Origin of the sequence: Kurthia populi (genome assembly GCF_042686175.1) — a bacterium.
Taxonomy (GTDB): Bacteria; Bacillota; Bacilli; order Bacillales_A; family Planococcaceae; genus Kurthia; species Kurthia populi.
Map to the genome: position 1 here is coordinate 17,364 of NZ_JBHUOR010000019.1, position 15,894 is coordinate 33,257.

20 protein-coding genes, 1 tRNA gene and 1 riboswitch are annotated in these 15,894 nt (G+C 36.6%); of the genes, 11 read left to right on the forward strand and 10 right to left on the reverse strand.

Going from position 1 to position 15,894, the window contains the following annotated elements; all coding sequences use genetic code 11:
• Positions 1 to 55: 55 nt before the first annotated feature.
• The 5 genes from ACFSY7_RS03580 to ACFSY7_RS03600 form a co-directional block, all read right to left on the reverse strand.
• Positions 56 to 382: a hypothetical protein gene (locus ACFSY7_RS03580; RefSeq protein ID WP_380146870.1), complete on the reverse strand. Its 327-nt coding sequence runs from the start codon at positions 380 to 382 to the stop codon at positions 56 to 58.
• Positions 379 to 903 carry a hypothetical protein gene (locus ACFSY7_RS03585; RefSeq protein WP_380146871.1) on the reverse strand — a complete coding sequence of 175 codons (525 nt, stop codon included), beginning with the start codon at positions 901 to 903 and terminating at the stop codon, positions 379 to 381. The genes ACFSY7_RS03580 and ACFSY7_RS03585 overlap by 4 nt, the downstream gene beginning before the upstream one ends.
• 63 nt (positions 904 to 966) lie before the next feature.
• Complete coding sequence (locus tag ACFSY7_RS03590) at positions 967 to 1,290, reverse strand: DUF771 domain-containing protein (protein ID WP_380146872.1); 324 nt, start codon at positions 1,288 to 1,290, stop codon at positions 967 to 969.
• A gap of 22 nt (positions 1,291 to 1,312) precedes the next feature.
• Positions 1,313 to 2,032, reverse strand: a complete 720-nt coding sequence (locus ACFSY7_RS03595) for an ORF6C domain-containing protein (RefSeq protein ID WP_380146873.1) — start codon at positions 2,030 to 2,032, stop codon at positions 1,313 to 1,315.
• Between the two features lie 13 nt (positions 2,033 to 2,045).
• Positions 2,046 to 2,285, reverse strand: a complete 240-nt coding sequence (locus ACFSY7_RS03600) for a helix-turn-helix transcriptional regulator (protein ID WP_380146874.1) — start codon at positions 2,283 to 2,285, stop codon at positions 2,046 to 2,048.
• A 181-nt stretch (positions 2,286 to 2,466) separates the two neighbouring features.
• Between ACFSY7_RS03600 and ACFSY7_RS03605 the strand changes: the two genes are divergently transcribed.
• The 6 genes from ACFSY7_RS03605 to ACFSY7_RS03630 all read left to right on the forward strand — a co-directional run bounded on the left by ACFSY7_RS03605 (position 2,467) and on the right by ACFSY7_RS03630 (position 7,919).
• Positions 2,467 to 2,868: a helix-turn-helix domain-containing protein gene (locus ACFSY7_RS03605; protein WP_380146875.1), complete on the forward strand. Its 402-nt coding sequence runs from the start codon at positions 2,467 to 2,469 to the stop codon at positions 2,866 to 2,868.
• A gap of 221 nt (positions 2,869 to 3,089) precedes the next feature.
• Positions 3,090 to 4,121: a thermonuclease family protein gene (locus tag ACFSY7_RS03610; RefSeq protein WP_380146877.1), complete on the forward strand. Its 1,032-nt coding sequence runs from the start codon at positions 3,090 to 3,092 to the stop codon at positions 4,119 to 4,121.
• Positions 4,122 to 4,156: 35 nt separating this feature from the next.
• The gene (locus tag ACFSY7_RS03615; protein ID WP_380146878.1) at positions 4,157 to 4,534 is read left to right on the forward strand and encodes a hypothetical protein; all 378 of its coding nucleotides are present in this window, start codon (positions 4,157 to 4,159) and stop codon (positions 4,532 to 4,534) included.
• 76 nt (positions 4,535 to 4,610) lie between these two features.
• A complete protein-coding gene (locus ACFSY7_RS03620; RefSeq protein ID WP_380146879.1) occupies positions 4,611 to 5,543 on the forward strand; it encodes a hypothetical protein in 933 nt (310 codons plus the stop codon).
• Positions 5,544 to 6,223: 680 nt separating this feature from the next.
• Positions 6,224 to 6,721 (forward strand): ImmA/IrrE family metallo-endopeptidase, encoded by a 498-nt coding sequence (locus ACFSY7_RS03625; protein WP_380146881.1) that lies wholly within the window; start codon positions 6,224 to 6,226, stop codon positions 6,719 to 6,721.
• An 88-nt stretch (positions 6,722 to 6,809) separates the two neighbouring features.
• Complete coding sequence (locus tag ACFSY7_RS03630; RefSeq protein WP_380146883.1) at positions 6,810 to 7,919, forward strand: tyrosine-type recombinase/integrase; 1,110 nt, start codon at positions 6,810 to 6,812, stop codon at positions 7,917 to 7,919.
• Between the two features lie 190 nt (positions 7,920 to 8,109).
• On the opposite strand, the gene ACFSY7_RS03635 is transcribed toward ACFSY7_RS03630, so the two are convergent.
• The 5 genes from ACFSY7_RS03635 to ACFSY7_RS03655 all read right to left on the reverse strand — a co-directional run bounded on the left by ACFSY7_RS03635 (position 8,110) and on the right by ACFSY7_RS03655 (position 11,092).
• Positions 8,110 to 8,180 (reverse strand) — tRNA-Thr (locus tag ACFSY7_RS03635).
• A gap of 159 nt (positions 8,181 to 8,339) precedes the next feature.
• Positions 8,340 to 9,530 carry a CbiX/SirB N-terminal domain-containing protein gene (locus ACFSY7_RS03640; protein ID WP_380146885.1) on the reverse strand — a complete coding sequence of 397 codons (1,191 nt, stop codon included), beginning with the start codon at positions 9,528 to 9,530 and terminating at the stop codon, positions 8,340 to 8,342.
• 134 nt (positions 9,531 to 9,664) lie between these two features.
• Positions 9,665 to 9,837, reverse strand: a riboswitch (cobalamin riboswitch).
• Positions 9,838 to 9,893: 56 nt separating this feature from the next.
• Positions 9,894 to 10,373, reverse strand: a complete 480-nt coding sequence (locus ACFSY7_RS03645) for a hypothetical protein (protein WP_380146886.1) — start codon at positions 10,371 to 10,373, stop codon at positions 9,894 to 9,896.
• 85 nt (positions 10,374 to 10,458) lie between these two features.
• A complete protein-coding gene (locus ACFSY7_RS03650; RefSeq protein ID WP_380146887.1) occupies positions 10,459 to 10,923 on the reverse strand; it encodes a hypothetical protein in 465 nt (154 codons plus the stop codon).
• A gap of 10 nt (positions 10,924 to 10,933) precedes the next feature.
• A complete protein-coding gene (locus ACFSY7_RS03655; RefSeq protein WP_380146888.1) occupies positions 10,934 to 11,092 on the reverse strand; it encodes a hypothetical protein in 159 nt (52 codons plus the stop codon).
• 395 nt (positions 11,093 to 11,487) lie between these two features.
• Here ACFSY7_RS03655 and ACFSY7_RS03660 point away from each other — a divergent pair, with 395 nt between their 5' ends.
• The 5 genes from ACFSY7_RS03660 (at position 11,488) to ACFSY7_RS03680 (ending at position 15,778) form a co-directional block, all read left to right on the forward strand.
• Positions 11,488 to 12,504 (forward strand): aldose epimerase family protein, encoded by a 1,017-nt coding sequence (locus ACFSY7_RS03660; protein ID WP_380146889.1) that lies wholly within the window; start codon positions 11,488 to 11,490, stop codon positions 12,502 to 12,504.
• 11 nt (positions 12,505 to 12,515) lie between these two features.
• On the forward strand, positions 12,516 to 13,400 hold the full coding sequence (locus ACFSY7_RS03665) for a LysR family transcriptional regulator (protein ID WP_126989969.1): 885 nt from the start codon (positions 12,516 to 12,518) through the stop codon (positions 13,398 to 13,400).
• Positions 13,401 to 13,518: 118 nt separating this feature from the next.
• Positions 13,519 to 13,893 (forward strand): CidA/LrgA family protein, encoded by a 375-nt coding sequence (locus tag ACFSY7_RS03670; protein ID WP_380146890.1) that lies wholly within the window; start codon positions 13,519 to 13,521, stop codon positions 13,891 to 13,893.
• Complete coding sequence (locus ACFSY7_RS03675; protein WP_380146891.1) at positions 13,890 to 14,582, forward strand: LrgB family protein; 693 nt, start codon at positions 13,890 to 13,892, stop codon at positions 14,580 to 14,582. The genes ACFSY7_RS03670 and ACFSY7_RS03675 overlap by 4 nt, the downstream gene beginning before the upstream one ends.
• Positions 14,583 to 14,713: 131 nt before the next feature.
• Positions 14,714 to 15,778 (forward strand): branched-chain amino acid aminotransferase, encoded by a 1,065-nt coding sequence (locus ACFSY7_RS03680; RefSeq protein WP_380146892.1) that lies wholly within the window; start codon positions 14,714 to 14,716, stop codon positions 15,776 to 15,778.
• Positions 15,779 to 15,894: the final 116 nt, after the last annotated feature.

Consider the following 15,894-nt stretch of genomic DNA (forward strand, 5'->3'; position numbering starts at 1 on the left):
AATTAGGCGACTTGTTCGCCTATGACTAAGGCCGCTCTCGTAAAGTGGTCTTTTTTTATTCGTTGCAACCCAAAAACATATCCATCGATAAAATCCAGTGTCCATGAAGAACCGTTAAATAGCCTTCTTTTTGAAGTAACTCCAACACATCAGTAAACTTCCACCGACGAATCATTACAGCAATTTCTTTATCACTTAGTTCATCTAAAGCTGCATCTTTTACTTCACTTGCGGGTGCATCCAACTCGAAATGCTTGTAGTACATGTTGTAATGGCTCAAGATTTGCTCCTCCGTCCAATTCAGGCGCATGTCTTGCTCTGTTTGCCATCCCTCGCGTTCTTTAATTGCCGCCAAGCGCAAATCTAATTTTGAAATACTCATTTTAACCACCCTTTCATTTTCCAGTGCAGCATCAAAGCTCTCATTCGCTTTTTAATACTGATTTCGTAATCTTGTTGCAGCTGAATCACGCTATTCTCTAAAAAGAAGCGGAGCGTTAGTAACCCATCCATCACATCCGTTATATCTTTTAGATTTTTTTCATCAATTTCTGATGGCATTTTAGAAAAATCAACTTGTTGGAGAAGCGCATAAACTTCTTTTTCCTGGTTTTTAAATTGATTGAGCAATACCAAGCGATGCATATCAAATCCAATTCCATCTAATACAGGCGGCGTAAAGCCGTCTGTAAATTCATGCGTAATACCTGCGATATATTTTGCATTATCGTGTATAAGCATGCTTTCCTTTGCTGTCTCCTGTGACATAGCACGATCACCACACTTAATCCTACTAATTGCAGAATTACTATAATTAAGCTCTACAGCAAGTTGTGTATTAGGGATTTTTTCATCCTCAATAAGCTGCGTTAATGGCTTATGCGCATTAATAACTTTCTTCATTCTCCTCACGCCTTTCTAAACGTCATTTAATGAATGTATTAATTACATAATTTTTGGTAATAGTTATATGGTTTTGAAAATATCTTTAAAATGAAACTCCAAAAACTCTGTCATTTTAGAAGCAAGGAAGGTCCATTTCTCGCCGGACGACCTTGGATAGTAAACAAATCCACCTTGTTCAACATCAAGAACTTTACGAAATTTAGGATTGTATAAAATATTGTCTTTAATCCAAGGACCGCGATAACCTGTGCGCACTTCTATATCTTTCAGTGTCCAATAACGACCCGCTACCGCTTGCTCTTTCAAATCAGCAAGTTCGACCTTTGAAATGAGAATATGATCCTCTGGAATAGGAATTGTTAAATTCACGGCTAAACTTTGCATTTTCTCACCACCTTTCTAAGAATTAGTGTTGGTTAAAAACAGCCATCTGCAATTGACGGTTATGCACAGCAATGTCGTATCTCATTGATGATGACGGCTCCCAAATACTGAGGAAAAACTTCGCTTCTTCGAATTGTTTCGCCTGTAATGCTCTATAAGTCGGCAAATCAAATTTATTTTTAAAGTCGCGCCAGACTGTTGGAAATACTTTTTTTGACATTACTTTATATGCTGGCGAATCATAACCACCAAGCGCTTTTAGCACACGCTGTTTGGCCATATCCTGTAACTGTTTCTCCTGGTGAGTGTTAATGCACATGCTGTCCTTTAGTTCCTGGACGTCTTGCTTGATGTCTTGCACTTCTTGCCTTGTATCGAGTGCTGCTTGTAATGCGAGTGCAATTGGATCCGCAGGTAATGCTGTTTGTTCAGCCGCTTCCATTTCGTTAAAGCGTTCAATGTAAGCAACCGCAAATGCTGTTCCTTCAATACCGGACATACGGTTTCCATAGAGTTCGCATCCTTGCTTAGTAAGGTGGAACATTGGATACTTCTGATTATTCTGTTGATGAATATACGTTGTTTCTTTGAAGTAAAGGGTATGCTGAATTTTCAGCACCCCTAAGTCCGATGAAATTTTACGAATATCTTGCATTACATTTTTATGTTCGCGCCCTACCATCTCAGCTACTTCAATTGAAGTGATAGTTTGCGCTGCGTATGTTACTTGGATGTTTGTCATAATAATTCTCCTCTCAAATTACCGAAAGCAACTTTTCGTTGCTTTTCGTTTCAAAAAAAATAGTCCAAGGTACTCCTAATACTTCGCCAATAGATTTTGCAACTTTAACTGATGGACTACGAGATCCTAACTCAATCATTCCATAGTACTGTCTAGTAATTCCAGACTCACTCTTTTTAACAACGTCTAATTGAGTTAATCCTAATTTTTTTCTTTTTCCTATTAGCAATGAAGTTAATTCTCTTTGATTCAAAGAATATCACCACCTTTAACTTTAGCAACTTTTTGTTGCCTTATGTAATTCTTATTATACGCAACTTTTTGTTGCTGTCAATACCATAAAGGAACTTTTTGTTGCTTTTTGTTTTTTTTTAATAAATAGCAACATATTGTTGCTATAATAGTAACTAGATTATAGAAATGAGGGATGCGATATGTTTTCGCAGCGCTTAAAATACTTACGTACAGAAAAAAAACTCACTCAAAACGACATGGCTGAGTTACTCGGTATAACACGACAAGGTTACGCTAAATACGAAAACGGTAGTGGTGAACCAGATATTAATTCAATAGATAAGTTAGCTAACTACTTCAATGTAACAACCGACTACCTACTTGGCCGCAGCGACATCAAAAACCCAGAAGAAATTACTTACGCTGGCATCAAGAACGATGAGTATGCAGCGCTCACACCTTATCAGAAGGAAGTTATGGATTTCTTCATGCAAAGCGAGAGTCTTTCGTTCCACGATAAGCCAGAGAACTTGCTGGATGCATTAGAAGAATTTGAAATCTTTTATGAAATGCTGAAAAAACGTGAAGAACGCAAAAAATAGGATGCACAATGAATGCATCCTATTTTTAGGCTATTTATTGTAAATATTTATCATTAATTAGATTATATAATCCTTAAAATATAACTTCATTAGAGAAAATAGCACCTATTTTTCAAATAAAAAAACGATTATCGAAGGGAGGTTGAGTAACTTTCATATAGTACTCATCAAAAAAACAACATCAATCAATACGTTAGAATCACTAGAAATGGAGTTTAATCATGAAAAATCTTAAAACAAAAGAAATCATTATATTAGTGTTAATTCTGTTCTTTTTACTATTTTTAATTTCAAAATTCTTTGGCTTTTTTGTTTTTATTTTGGGTATTATTCTTTTTGCTATTGGTTATCGTAGTTATAAACAAAATGTTCGAAAAAACAAGAAGAAAACGACATCTAAAATTTTAATTGCTACAGGTATTATTATTGCTTTAGGTGGTTGTGGAAACATGATTGGGAGTAATGAAGAAAACACGCAATCAACCTCTAAGCAAGTTAAAACAGAAAATGTCCAAGCAGACGATGAAGAAGCAAAGACATTAACTCCTGTTATGCCTGAACGAAAAAAGGAAGAAAAAAGAAATGTAAAACTCTTAAAAGTTGTTGATGGCGATACCATCAAAGTTTTATACAACGGAAAAGAAGAAACGCTACATTATTTATTAATCGATACACCGAATACTAGAAATTCTTGTACACAACCTTATGCAAAAGACGCAACCGAAAGAAATGAAGAACTTGTTCTAGGAAAAACGCTACAAATAAAATTTGAACAAGACCATAAAAAGAGAGACGCTGACGGTGCTTTAATAGCTTATGTCTTTGCAGATGATATACTCGTCCAAAAGAAATTATTGGATGAAGGTTACGCGCTCTTAACGGCTGTTGATAATGTATCTTATGAATACTTAGATCTTTTTACAAAAGCACAGCAGAATGCACAAAAACAAAAATTAAATATTTGGTCAAAGGAAAATTATGTTCAAAACAATACATTCAAAAAATGTAAGCCTGTAAAAAAAGAACAGACTAAACAAGAACAAACTTCTTCTGACGATGATGACCATAATAATTCCAATACACAACAAACACAAAATACACCTGCACAAGAGCCCGCTCCTGCACAACCAATCTACTTCTCTAATTGTACAGAATTGAGAGCTACCTACCCGAATGGTGTACCTTCTGATCATGCTGCCTATCAACCTAAAATGGATAGAGATAAAGATGGAACAGCATGTGAACAATACTGATTCCACCTATTTTAATAAAGAAAGGAACCTAATCTATGAAAAATACTATTTTAAAAGTTACTGCTGCACTAGCTCTTGGTGCTACAATTTTTGCCGGTCCTACTTCCCCTCCTAATGAGCCATTTACTGCTACGGCGAAGTCTTATTCTTCACCAAAACCAGGAAGCTGGAAAGGCTTTAAAAAAGTGAAGATCAAACAAGATATTTATATCTACAAAATGAAAAAAGGCCCTTCTCATGCTCAGGACTATGTATTAAAGAAAATAAAAGTTAAAAAGAATACTATGTTGAAATTAGAGGGCTGGTGCATGAGTTGTGGTGGATCATACCCTGTAAAATCTTCTAAATACAAATGGACCAAAACAACTTATTATCAAACTTTTGCGGATCAAAACACGAAGTTTTGGTATTAACTCATTACAATAAACCAACTATTCATTAACAATCAAAAAAAATCAAAACTATATATAACATGATAAGGTGAGATTTATGTCAAAAACAAAACAAACAACAATGCTATTTTTTCAATTCGATTTATATAAAACTACAGAGATTGCTCGCCCAGGAGTATTCAAATCAGGGGAAACTGAAACTGTTCAAAAAACAACTTGGAATTCATCCGTTTTTGCTCCTCTATTGCAAAAATTTAATCAATCGAATGAATCTAACTCATATCTCACCCTTGAAGATAAGACAAACAACCTAACAATTTTATTAGAAGATTTTAAAGATGATGAGGAATTTATCTATGGTAAGTTTATTTTATTTGAATACGGAAGAGTAGCACCTTTGAGGAATGCAGCAACATTTACAAGAAGAGAAAACCCTAAAACCATCCAAGAAGGCGAAGAAGATTATGTGCATTTTTTAATTAGAAAAAAAGATGGACTTTTACTTTTACAATACAATCAAAAACTTGGGCGTAGTAAACTTTTAAGTTTCTTTACGGAGAATTTTAAAACCGAAATAGAAAATCAAGAATACTTCGGTTTTAATATTTGCTCTTTAATTGCTCTTGATTTCTTCAAAGAAATTAACAGTTTAGATAGTATTAAAGGAACAAAAATCGAGGTTTCATCTAAAGTGGCTTCAGATGAAAATGAGTTTATTCAAAGTATGCAAGAAGAAATGGAATCCATTGAATCAAATATGCTACAATTGTATTTCAAAGCTCGGTATAAAAATAAATCTTTGCGCGATGTGGTCCCTTTTGTCAATAAATATAAAGATAAAAAAGGAGTTACTTCAATAAGGGTCGTAGGCGAGCAAAATGGAATCGAAAAAACACTAAACATGAATAATTCCGCTGAAAAAATTAAACCTCGTGTCGATATAGATAAAAATGGGAATATTTTATCTGAAAAACTCTATACAGCATCTACTGACGGCATTAAGAACAGAGAACTATTGAATAGAAAGTAGGTATCCTACTATGTCGAGAATTAAAAACTTCTATAGTGTAAATTCCTTTTTTCCGCAAATATGTTATAAGTATTATAAGAGCTCAACAAATTCAGAAAAAATCTTTGATGTTCTTATTCCAATTTTGCTTTCTGTAGGATTAGTAATGCTAATTTATACTTATTACTCAATAGATTTGTTTAATTTATTGCAAACCTTTCTTACAGTAAACACAGTTGTAATATCATCGATGGCGATATTAGTAGGATTCAATATCGCCAGCATAGCCGTAATTGCTGGATCACAATCGAATTTAGTAACCAATTTGCGCTCACGTACTTCTGTAAATATGCCTGGGGAAACCGTTTTCTCGGTATTAGTTATATATTTTACATGGTCAATTTTAATTCAGTTGTTAGTGATCCTATTAGGGGTGCTTGGTTTCTTTTGTTTAAATTTTTATCCTATAGAAACATTAAAATCTGTTTCTATACTATGGTGGCATTTTGTTTTATTAGGAATATGGTTCTTTCTAATCTTACATTCTATCTTTGTTTCATTTAGAAACATTAAAATGCTATACCATTTTGTGAACTTTAAAGATACAAATGAAGAATAAACCCTACTTCACAAGAGTGGGGTTTTATTTTATACTTGAAAGAACATACGTTCCTTATATGGGAATATTCGGAGGATTTAAGATGAAATTGACACTCACTCGTAAGGAAGAATTTATACAAAAGTTATACAAAACAGCTAATATCCATAGCCCAGCACAAATTAGCGATTACAATATTGCGGATATGCTAGGACTGGCCATTATGCCCGCTCCTATCGACTCTAAGCGCTTAGGTAGTCTGATTGTAATAGACAATCGCATACCCGACGAAGAGCAGCATGAACAATTCGCTCATGAGCTTTGTCACTCTATCTGGCACGTAACCAATCAAATGCTCATGCCTGATTTTTGGACAGAGTACCAGGAATGGACGGCTGATACATTTGCAAACCATTACTGCATGCCAACATTTATGCTGCTAGATTTAGATCTTCAAGCGTACCGAACAAAGAAGCACTTGTATTATGAGATGGCCGAGTTATTTGGTGTGACTTTAGAGTTTGCTACGAAGCGAATTGAGGATTTCTTATTCCAACTAGAATGGCGCGATAAAAACATATTTGAAGTTGTTTATACATAATTTATCACACACTGGCAAAAGCACAGCGCATCATTTACTGTGCTTTGTGCTAATGATTAAGAAAGGAATTTATTTGGAGGAGATTTATGTGGCAAGTATCACAAAACGCGGTAAGTCATGGTCATATACTGTTAGTAACTATGTAGACGGCGTTAATAAACAAATTAAAAAAGGCGGCTTTCGTACAAAACGTGAAGCAGAAATAGCGGCAGCAGCCATTGAAGCACAAAAAGGTGAAGGTTCTCTAAAGCTTAATAGCGCAATTCCTATTGCGACGTACTTTGAACGCTGGATTAAAGCATATAAAGCAGATGTCCATTACAATACACAATTGCGTTATCAAAATAGCTTAAAGTGGGTAAAAGTTTACTTTGAAAATACTAAAATTAACACGCTCACTGCTTTAGACTATCAAGAATTTTTAAATTGGTTTGGTTCCTCACGTTCAGAAGAAAGTGTAAAGAAGCTAGATAGCCATATAGGAGCTTGTTTGCGCCACGCACACGATGTTGGGGATATTCGTTACAACATTACGCGCGGCCGTAAAATTCAAGCAAGCCACACCGGTAAACGCGCTCACGATAAATATATTGCGAATCACAAAGATGCACAAAAGCTGTATTCGTATTTATATCATCATTTAGAGGATGGTTTTGGGCTAATCCATCACCTGCTACTACTCGCTCTAGTTACTGGACTACGCTTTCAAGAACTATTAGGCTTAACACCTAATGACTTTGATTTCAATGACAATACGCTCGACATCAATAAGTCATGGGATTATAAACAGCAAAGCGGCTTCGACAAATTAAAAAATGAAGCATCTTATCGTAAAATTACCATAGATCCAAATGTCATGGTTATTTTCAAAGAACTAATCGATGCAATTACTAATCAACGATTACGTAAAATGATTATTTTCCGTAGCCCGCACCACCCTACTGATAGTTTCACCAATGAAGGAACTAATAAAGCACTACGAAAAGTTTTAAATGAATTAGGTATAGACCCTATCACTGTTCATGGGCTACGACATACGCATGCATCTGAACTTTTATATGCTGGTGTGTCCATTCAATACATCTCTAAACGACTTGGTCATAGTGATATTCAAACAACGTTAAATACGTACACGCATATTGTTAAAGAGCTTGAAGCCCAGAACGACGCGGTTACAGTGCAATTATTCACACCTTAAATTTGGTCACTATTTTGGTCACTATTTCATTTTTTTGGTCACTATTTGGTCACTATGCTACGATATTCTAAGTTGTTTTAATGCATTCTCCATAGCATACTGAAAAAACAAAAAAGCCGATAAACGCTGTTATATCAACGTTTATCGACTTTTTCTAAATTTTATGATGCTTTGTAATTGAACAAAGATATGCCTTCTGGGAGAATCGAACTCTCATCTACGGATTACGAGACCGTTGTTCTACCATTAAACTAAGTAGGCAAATAGGTAAATTAGTTATGTAACTTACAACTATTATTATACTCTTTTTTGTACTTTATACAATATTCCTGTCAGAAAAACACACTTCTTGTTTATTTAACTTTTTTCTACTTTAACGCTTTTACTGCTGTTCTATTAAGAAAATTACTTTGTGCACCCTTAATGATGATGAACATACTCATTTTCTTTCACGTATTCACGGAAATTCGCTAAATCTTGCATGCCTGTTGACGTGCCATCGATTGCTTGCTGCAAGCGCTCTAATAATACCGTTTGTAAATTTGGATGATACCCAAAATAAGAGGCTAACTCAATCGAAACGCTTGGATTTGTATCAGAAAATTGCTGCGCCATTAAGGCCATTCGTTCCATTAAGATACCTGTAAATAAGAAATATGGTAACATAATGACTTGTTTTGCACCTTGCGCTAGACAGATTTGCATGCCTTGCTCCACAGTTGGTGTTGTTACACCCATAAAAGCACATTCTACAGTTGAAACAGTCAGCTGTGCTTGTAAAATCGATGCGATGTTATAGAAATCCATTTTAGCATCTTCGTCACTGCTCCCACGACCGATCAATAAAATTGCCGTATCTTTATGAGGAATCGACACATCAAATTGAATTTCTTCTAAACGAGCCTTTAAAATATCAATAATTGCTTGGTGAATACCGATTGTTTGGCCATACGTAAAACGAATTTCTGGGAACTGCGCCTTTGCCTCTTCAATTTCTGCTGGGATATGTAATTTAGAATGCCCGGCATGTAATAAAATAATTGGAATCACATGGATTTCAACCGCTCCCTGTTCAATACACGCTTGAATACCGTCCTCAATATTAGGATTCGCAAATTCTAAAAAGCATGTCTCTACTAATAAATTGGCATCAATCGCTGGCTTCATTTGACGAATAAATGAACGCACTTCTTCATTCCCCGCTTCTAGTCTGCTACCATGCCCAACAAATAATACCGCTGTCTTTTTTGTGGCGCGCTTTTTACGATATTTTTCAATGCCTTTAATATGCCCTTCTTGACGCACGCGTTCGCCATTTACCATTTCATAAATAATCGCCTCACGCGCTACATTACCTTGCACAATACTACGCGCCGTTTGCTCCTGCTGCACAGAATACCAAGTACCTTTTGGATAATCAATTACGACACATTTATCTTTACAACGTCCATTACAGCGTGTCCGTGACGTATGAATAACCTCATCTAATTTTAGTGTACGAATTTCATCACGAATTTGTTGCGTGACATCTTCTGCGCCAGCTCCCATACAAGTAGCTCCGTTACAAATCATTAAATGACGCTCCATTTTCGTTAAATTCCACGTTGTCATGCTAACTCCCCCTCATGTTGTTGATTCCCACACAGAGGATAGAAAGCATAAAAAAAGACACTTTCCCCTATAAAAAGTGCACTAAAAAAACGCAAATAACCTTTGCTTATTCCGCACCTATCCTCGTAGGGTGAATCATCGAAGATTAAATGGTAGGTCTCCTGGCTTCTCTTCAACGTACTTTACACCTTCCCGTTTACACAGTGGTTTTTGTAAAGCACTCCAAGTTACAGTTGCGGGACAGCATCGGTTTTTCACCGATTTCCCTATTAAGCTAAGAATTAGCGCCATTCATCATATTGAATTGCTTTCATTTTAGCATTAAATTTTGAAAAATCAAATAGCTCTATAAAAAAAGAGAGGCTATTCGCCTCCCTCCTGCTGTGCTAATTCAATAGTATGTCGCTTGAAAAAACCGATGCCAAATGCGATAGCTTGCAGGCTAAAGAAAATCATTTCATTGACGAACCAGCCATTTGTATAGCTATTCCATATAGGAAAATTAAAAATAAGCGAACCCTTATCAGCGATACCACCACCAAAGGCAGTCAAATCCGCCTGTACTTGTGTGTATTCTAGATATGTACTAAGTGCCAAAATAACGCATAACACGACGATATAGCTTACAATTTGTTGTCCCTTCGCTTGCGCAAAATAACGGGAGCCAATGACAAAGCTAATGAATAAACTAATCAGTAAAAATGGAATAACAAAGACAAGCGGAATAAATGCTGGATTTATATTTTTTAATGACTCATCCGGCGCTAATGTAAAATAATAGCGCACAACAAAGACACCAAATAATGAGATTGCTAATGAAATATACCACGCTAATTTACTCAAAAAATCACCTTCCATTGTTCATTATAAAAGAACTAGCTGAAAAAAAATAGCGCAAGCACGGCTTTCCTCCGCACTTGCGCTATCATTACATTGTTAATTGCTGCAATGTTTGTAATTGCACAGTTAATCGTATAAAAAGTTCATTTTGCTCGATGGCTTCATTGCGCTCCTTTAGTAGCTTTAAGTAGCTACATAATGCATACGTAAATGCATCGATAAACGCTAACTTCGGCAGCATCGTACGCTTTAACGTTTTTAATGTATCCGGATCAAAATTACGAAACTCCAGGACGCGCCCTAAAAAAATCACATCATAGGATTTTGATGTACTATACGTATGAAAGGTTTGTGGGTCATCTGTATGCAAAGCATTTATTAAAGACTTTGCAATATCCTCTATTAGAATACCATGATTAACATTTGACTCAATCGATAGTTTTCGATTGCCTTCTAGTAGGACATCAAATTGACCACCTCGCCAAAAAAACTGATTAAACTCACCCTTTTCAATAAGTTCATCATCGTGAAACACCGTCCAGATAATACGCATTGTATCCCTCCTATGCTTCATATACGAGCAATGAAGCCGTGAATAATGTTAAAAAGATTAGCTCTACAAACAGCGTAATAAAATCCCATTTCGTTGTACGTAGTTTTCCCATTGGCATCCATAGCACGTACAGACGCCCGATTATAAGCAATGCACATAATGCTAGCATCCAACTGTAGGGATATAGCAAATAGGCATAAAAATAAATACCAAATTTCAAACAAAATTCAACCACAATACGGAGAAAGCGATGTTGTCGTAAAGAGGTGTAAAGTATCCCAAGGAGGGGCTGTTTCACCTGCTCCCCATATAATACCGCCTTGTACCGTTTATACTGAAGCAATCCATCAATGCTTACAATGATGAGCATGATACAATACAAAAATACAAAAAATACCGGTTGTGTCATCGTCATGTAAATCATTCCCATCTATCATTGATTTCATTTATTATACCGAATTTTGCCAAATTTACTATAGCTTCACATAATGTTCGATTTTTCGTTTTCTTGAAGTCTTGTAGTATACTGAAAAAAAGGAATGAATTTGTAGAGGAGCTGTTAAAATGAACTACGTTGTCAATGCCGTTACACAAGATATTCATACCATTACACTCAATGCAAAGGACGGCGCTAATATTGTGCTTACAAACGCTGGAGCTGCTATCGTTGCGCTATGGGTGCCTGATAAAGAGCGCCAATTAGGTAATGTCGTGCTTGGTTATGAAAACATTGAGCAGTATTTAAATAATGATATGGCACTCGGCGCTACAATCGGTCGTCATGCAGGGCGTATTGAGCAAGCACAGATTTGTATAAACGGGGCACAAATTCAGCTACCGGCAAATGAAGGCACTCACCTACTCCATGGTAATTTCAGCTCACTGCTATGGAATTACGAAATTATTGAGCGCGCTGATGATATTTCTGTTGTCTTTACGTTACACTCAGATGCTGGCTCTGATGGCTTCCCTGGAAATGTCGACGTCAATGTGACGATGACATTTAATGAAGCGCATGAACTTCGTATTGACTATGACGCATTAAGCGATGCAAAAACGGTCTTAAATTTAACGAATCATAGCTATTTCAATTTAAGTGGTCATCCTTTTCAACCAATTGGTGACCACTTATTAGAAGTAAAAAGCGATTATTATTTGGAACTCGCCGAAGATTCGATTCCAACCTATGCAAAGGCCACACGTAATTCTTCCTTCGACTTTAGCGAGCCACAACTGCTCGCTCACCTTTTCGATAAAGATGACGTGCAGCTTACACGTGGAGGTGGCTTAGACCATCCCTTTCATTTATTACCGCAGCAGCCACAAATCCGCTTGGTTGAGCCACATGTTGGACGCGTTTTAACTGTTGAAACAAGCTATCCATTTGCGGTTATTTATAGTGGTAATAATATTGATGAAACGGCGATTCTTACAGAGCATTTACAAGCTAAAAAACAAAGTGCGATTTGCTTTGAAACACAGCTCGCTCCCTATTCTCATTTCAAAAAACGCTTTGACGCTGAGCTTGCAGCCAATCAACGCTATCACTACACAACAAATTTCCGCTTCACTACGCTTTAGGAGGCTTATTTATGGATGTTCGTCAACTCACCTATTTTACCGAAGTCGCAAAACAACAAAGTTTTACAAAAGCAGCACATAAACTGCATGTTACACAACCGACGATTTCAAAAATGGTTCGTCAGCTCGAATCTGAACTCGGCACAACATTACTCGATCGTTCGAGTAAACATGTTCAATTAACCGATGCAGGAGATGTTGTATTTGAGCGCGCTATTCAAATTATTCAAATGGTGGATGAAGTCCATTTAGCATTAGAAGATATGGAGCATTTAAAAACGGGTCATTTAACATTAGGCATGCCGCCGCTTATCGGTATTTTATTTTTTCCTCAAATCATGAAGGGCTTCCAACAACTCTTCCCAGATATTTCATTTCAATTAGATGAAATCGGCGCTAACATCGTCAAAGAACGTGTCTTATCTGGTGATTTAGATGGTGGTTTTGTGATGCTACCTGCTCACGATGAAGACTATGATTGTATTCCTTTTGTAAAAAAAGATGTGTACGTCATTGTTCATAATGACCATCCATTAGCAACAAAATCTACTATTTCAATGCGTGATTTAGAAAATGAGCCCCTGCTGCTATTTTCAGAAGACTTTACCTTGCATGACCGTATCATTCAAGAATGTGAAGATTTTGGCTTTGAACCAACGATTGCTTTTGAAAGCTCACAGTGGGAATTTATTAGCCAAATGATTGAACATAATTTAGGTATCGCCTTATTCCCTGAACCATTTGCGCATAAAACCAATCCCAATGTGGTGAAAATGATTCCATTAGAGAAGCCAATTTTATGGGAAATTGCTTTCATTTTAAAAAAAGATCGCTACCGTTCACAGGCAATGCGTGCATTTCTTGACTACGTGAAAAAGAATTCCAATTTGGAATAATGATGATAATAATTATGTATTTTACGAATGTAGCTTTTTGTTATACACTGAATAACGAATTAACAAAGCGCTAGCATATTATTTAAAAAAAGCGCGTTATTTAAAGGTCGTGATTTCGTTGAAAGTCCTTCAAAAAGCACTTCAGATTATCGTTCAAATTATTTTCATTTGGGGATTTTTGCTTATTGGCACATGGCTTAGCGCAGCTCTCCATATCCAGATTCCAGGTAGTATTATTGGTCTCTTATTATTATTTATTTGTTTAAAAGCACATATTATTAAACTGGCCTGGGTGGATGCTGGTGCAAGCTTTTTAACTGGCGAATTATTATTATTTTTCGTCCCTGCCGCAGTTGGTGTTATTCAATATGATGAAATTTTTGGTATCATCGGCATTAAACTAATTGTCGTCATTGTATTAGGGACTGTTGTGGTCATGGCAAGTACTGGTGTCGTTGCAGAACGTTTTGCGAAAGGAGATGTCTCCAAATGATGATTGCAGCTAGTTTAGTCGGTACAATTTTAATTTTTTACGCAAGTAAATGGGTCTATGCCCACTACCAAAAAATATGGCTCTCTCCTCTTCTAATTTGTCCGCTTATTTTAGTAGTCGTTTTGTTAGCAACGCATACTTCCTATGCACAATACAATAGCGGAGCGGATTTATTATCTAAGCTACTAGGTCCTGCTACCGTCGCATTCGCTGTTCCAATGTATAAAAACTATGACTTATTAAAGAAAAATGCACTCGCTATTTTCGCAAGTCTACTCATTGGCTGTGCTGTTGCGATTGTATCTTCACTTGTTTTTGCATTATTAGCAGGTTTAAACAATGAAATGGTCAACAGCCTCGTGCCTCGCTCGATTACAACACCTATCGCGATGGATATTTCCAATCTTATCGGTGGTGAGCCAACAATGACCGCTGTCTTTGTTATTGTAACTGGCTTAACAGGAAGCATTGTCGGACCATTCGTCATTCGAATCTTCCGCTTCCGACGTGCCGCATCAAAGGGCTTACTTCTTGGCATGGGCGCCCATGGTTGTGGTACATCTAAGGCATTTGAATTTGGTGAATTAGAAGGAACCTTTTCATCTCTTGCGATGATTGTGGCTGCACTCGTTAGTATCGTGCTTTCAGAAACCTTTTTCCCGTATTTATCAAAAATTTTATTATCGTAATAAAAAGAAGCAGTCGTTTATTTGAAGCTACTGCTTCTTTTTTATTTGTTATAGACGGTTATTATGAACTTTCTAAAAATTTAAAATAATGTTACGATAGGGACATATTTAGTTGAAGGGAGTTTTTTCACATGTCAGTACCTGTAACACTTACAACTTCACCAAAGCAAAAACCCGCAGCAGATAGTCTTGGTTTCGGTAAATTTTTTACAGACCATATGTTTGTGCTTGATTACTCATCAGCAAAGGGGTGGCATGATGGTCGCATTATTCCATATGAACCCATTTCATTAGATCCTGCAAGTAAAGTCTTCCATTACGGTCAAGCCATTTTTGAAGGGCTAAAAGCATACATAACAGTAGATGGCGAGGCGCTCTTATTCCGTCCAGATCGTAACTTTGCTCGTTTAAACCACTCAGCTGAGCGTCTATGCATCCCTGCAATCGATGAACAACAAGCGCTAGAAGCTCTAAAACAATTAGTCGAAGTAGACCGCGCGTGGATTCCAACTGAAGCCGGTACCTCTCTTTATATCCGCCCATTTATCATCGCAACTGAAGCCGATTTAGGTGTAGATGAATCAACTGAATACAAATTTATCATTATTATGTCACCATCAGGCTCTTATTACGCAGAAGGTATTAATCCTGTTAAAATCATGGTAGAGAAAAAATATGTCCGTGCGGTTGTTGGCGGTACAGGAGAAGCAAAAACAAGCGGCAACTACGCTTCAAGCTTAATTTCATCAAAAGAAGCACATGAACAAGGCTATTCTCAAACACTTTGGCTAGACGGTAAAGAAAATAAATACGTTGAAGAAGTTGGTAGTATGAATATCTTTTTCAAAATCAATGGCACAGTTGTGACACCCGAATTAACGGGCAGTATTTTACCTGGAATTACGCGTGACTCAATGATTCAAGTATTAAAACATAAAAATATTCCAATTGAAGAACGCCACATTGCGATTGATGAAGTTATTGATGCGCATACAAATGGCACATTAGAAGAAGTTTTCGGCACAGGTACAGCTGCTGTTATTTCGCCTGTTGGTCGCTTATTATGGGAAGGTGAAGAGTTAGTTATCAATAATGAAGAAATTGGTGACGTCTCACAATTACTGTACGATACATTAACAGGGATTCAATCTGGTAAAATCAATGATGACTTCAACTGGACAATTCGTTTAACATAATTTGCATACACAAAAGAGGCTGGGACATAAGTAGAAATTCCAGTCTTTAATAGAGAAGGTGATGTCGAATTTGACATCACCTTCTCTATTTTTATGCGCAAATTGGGAATTACCAT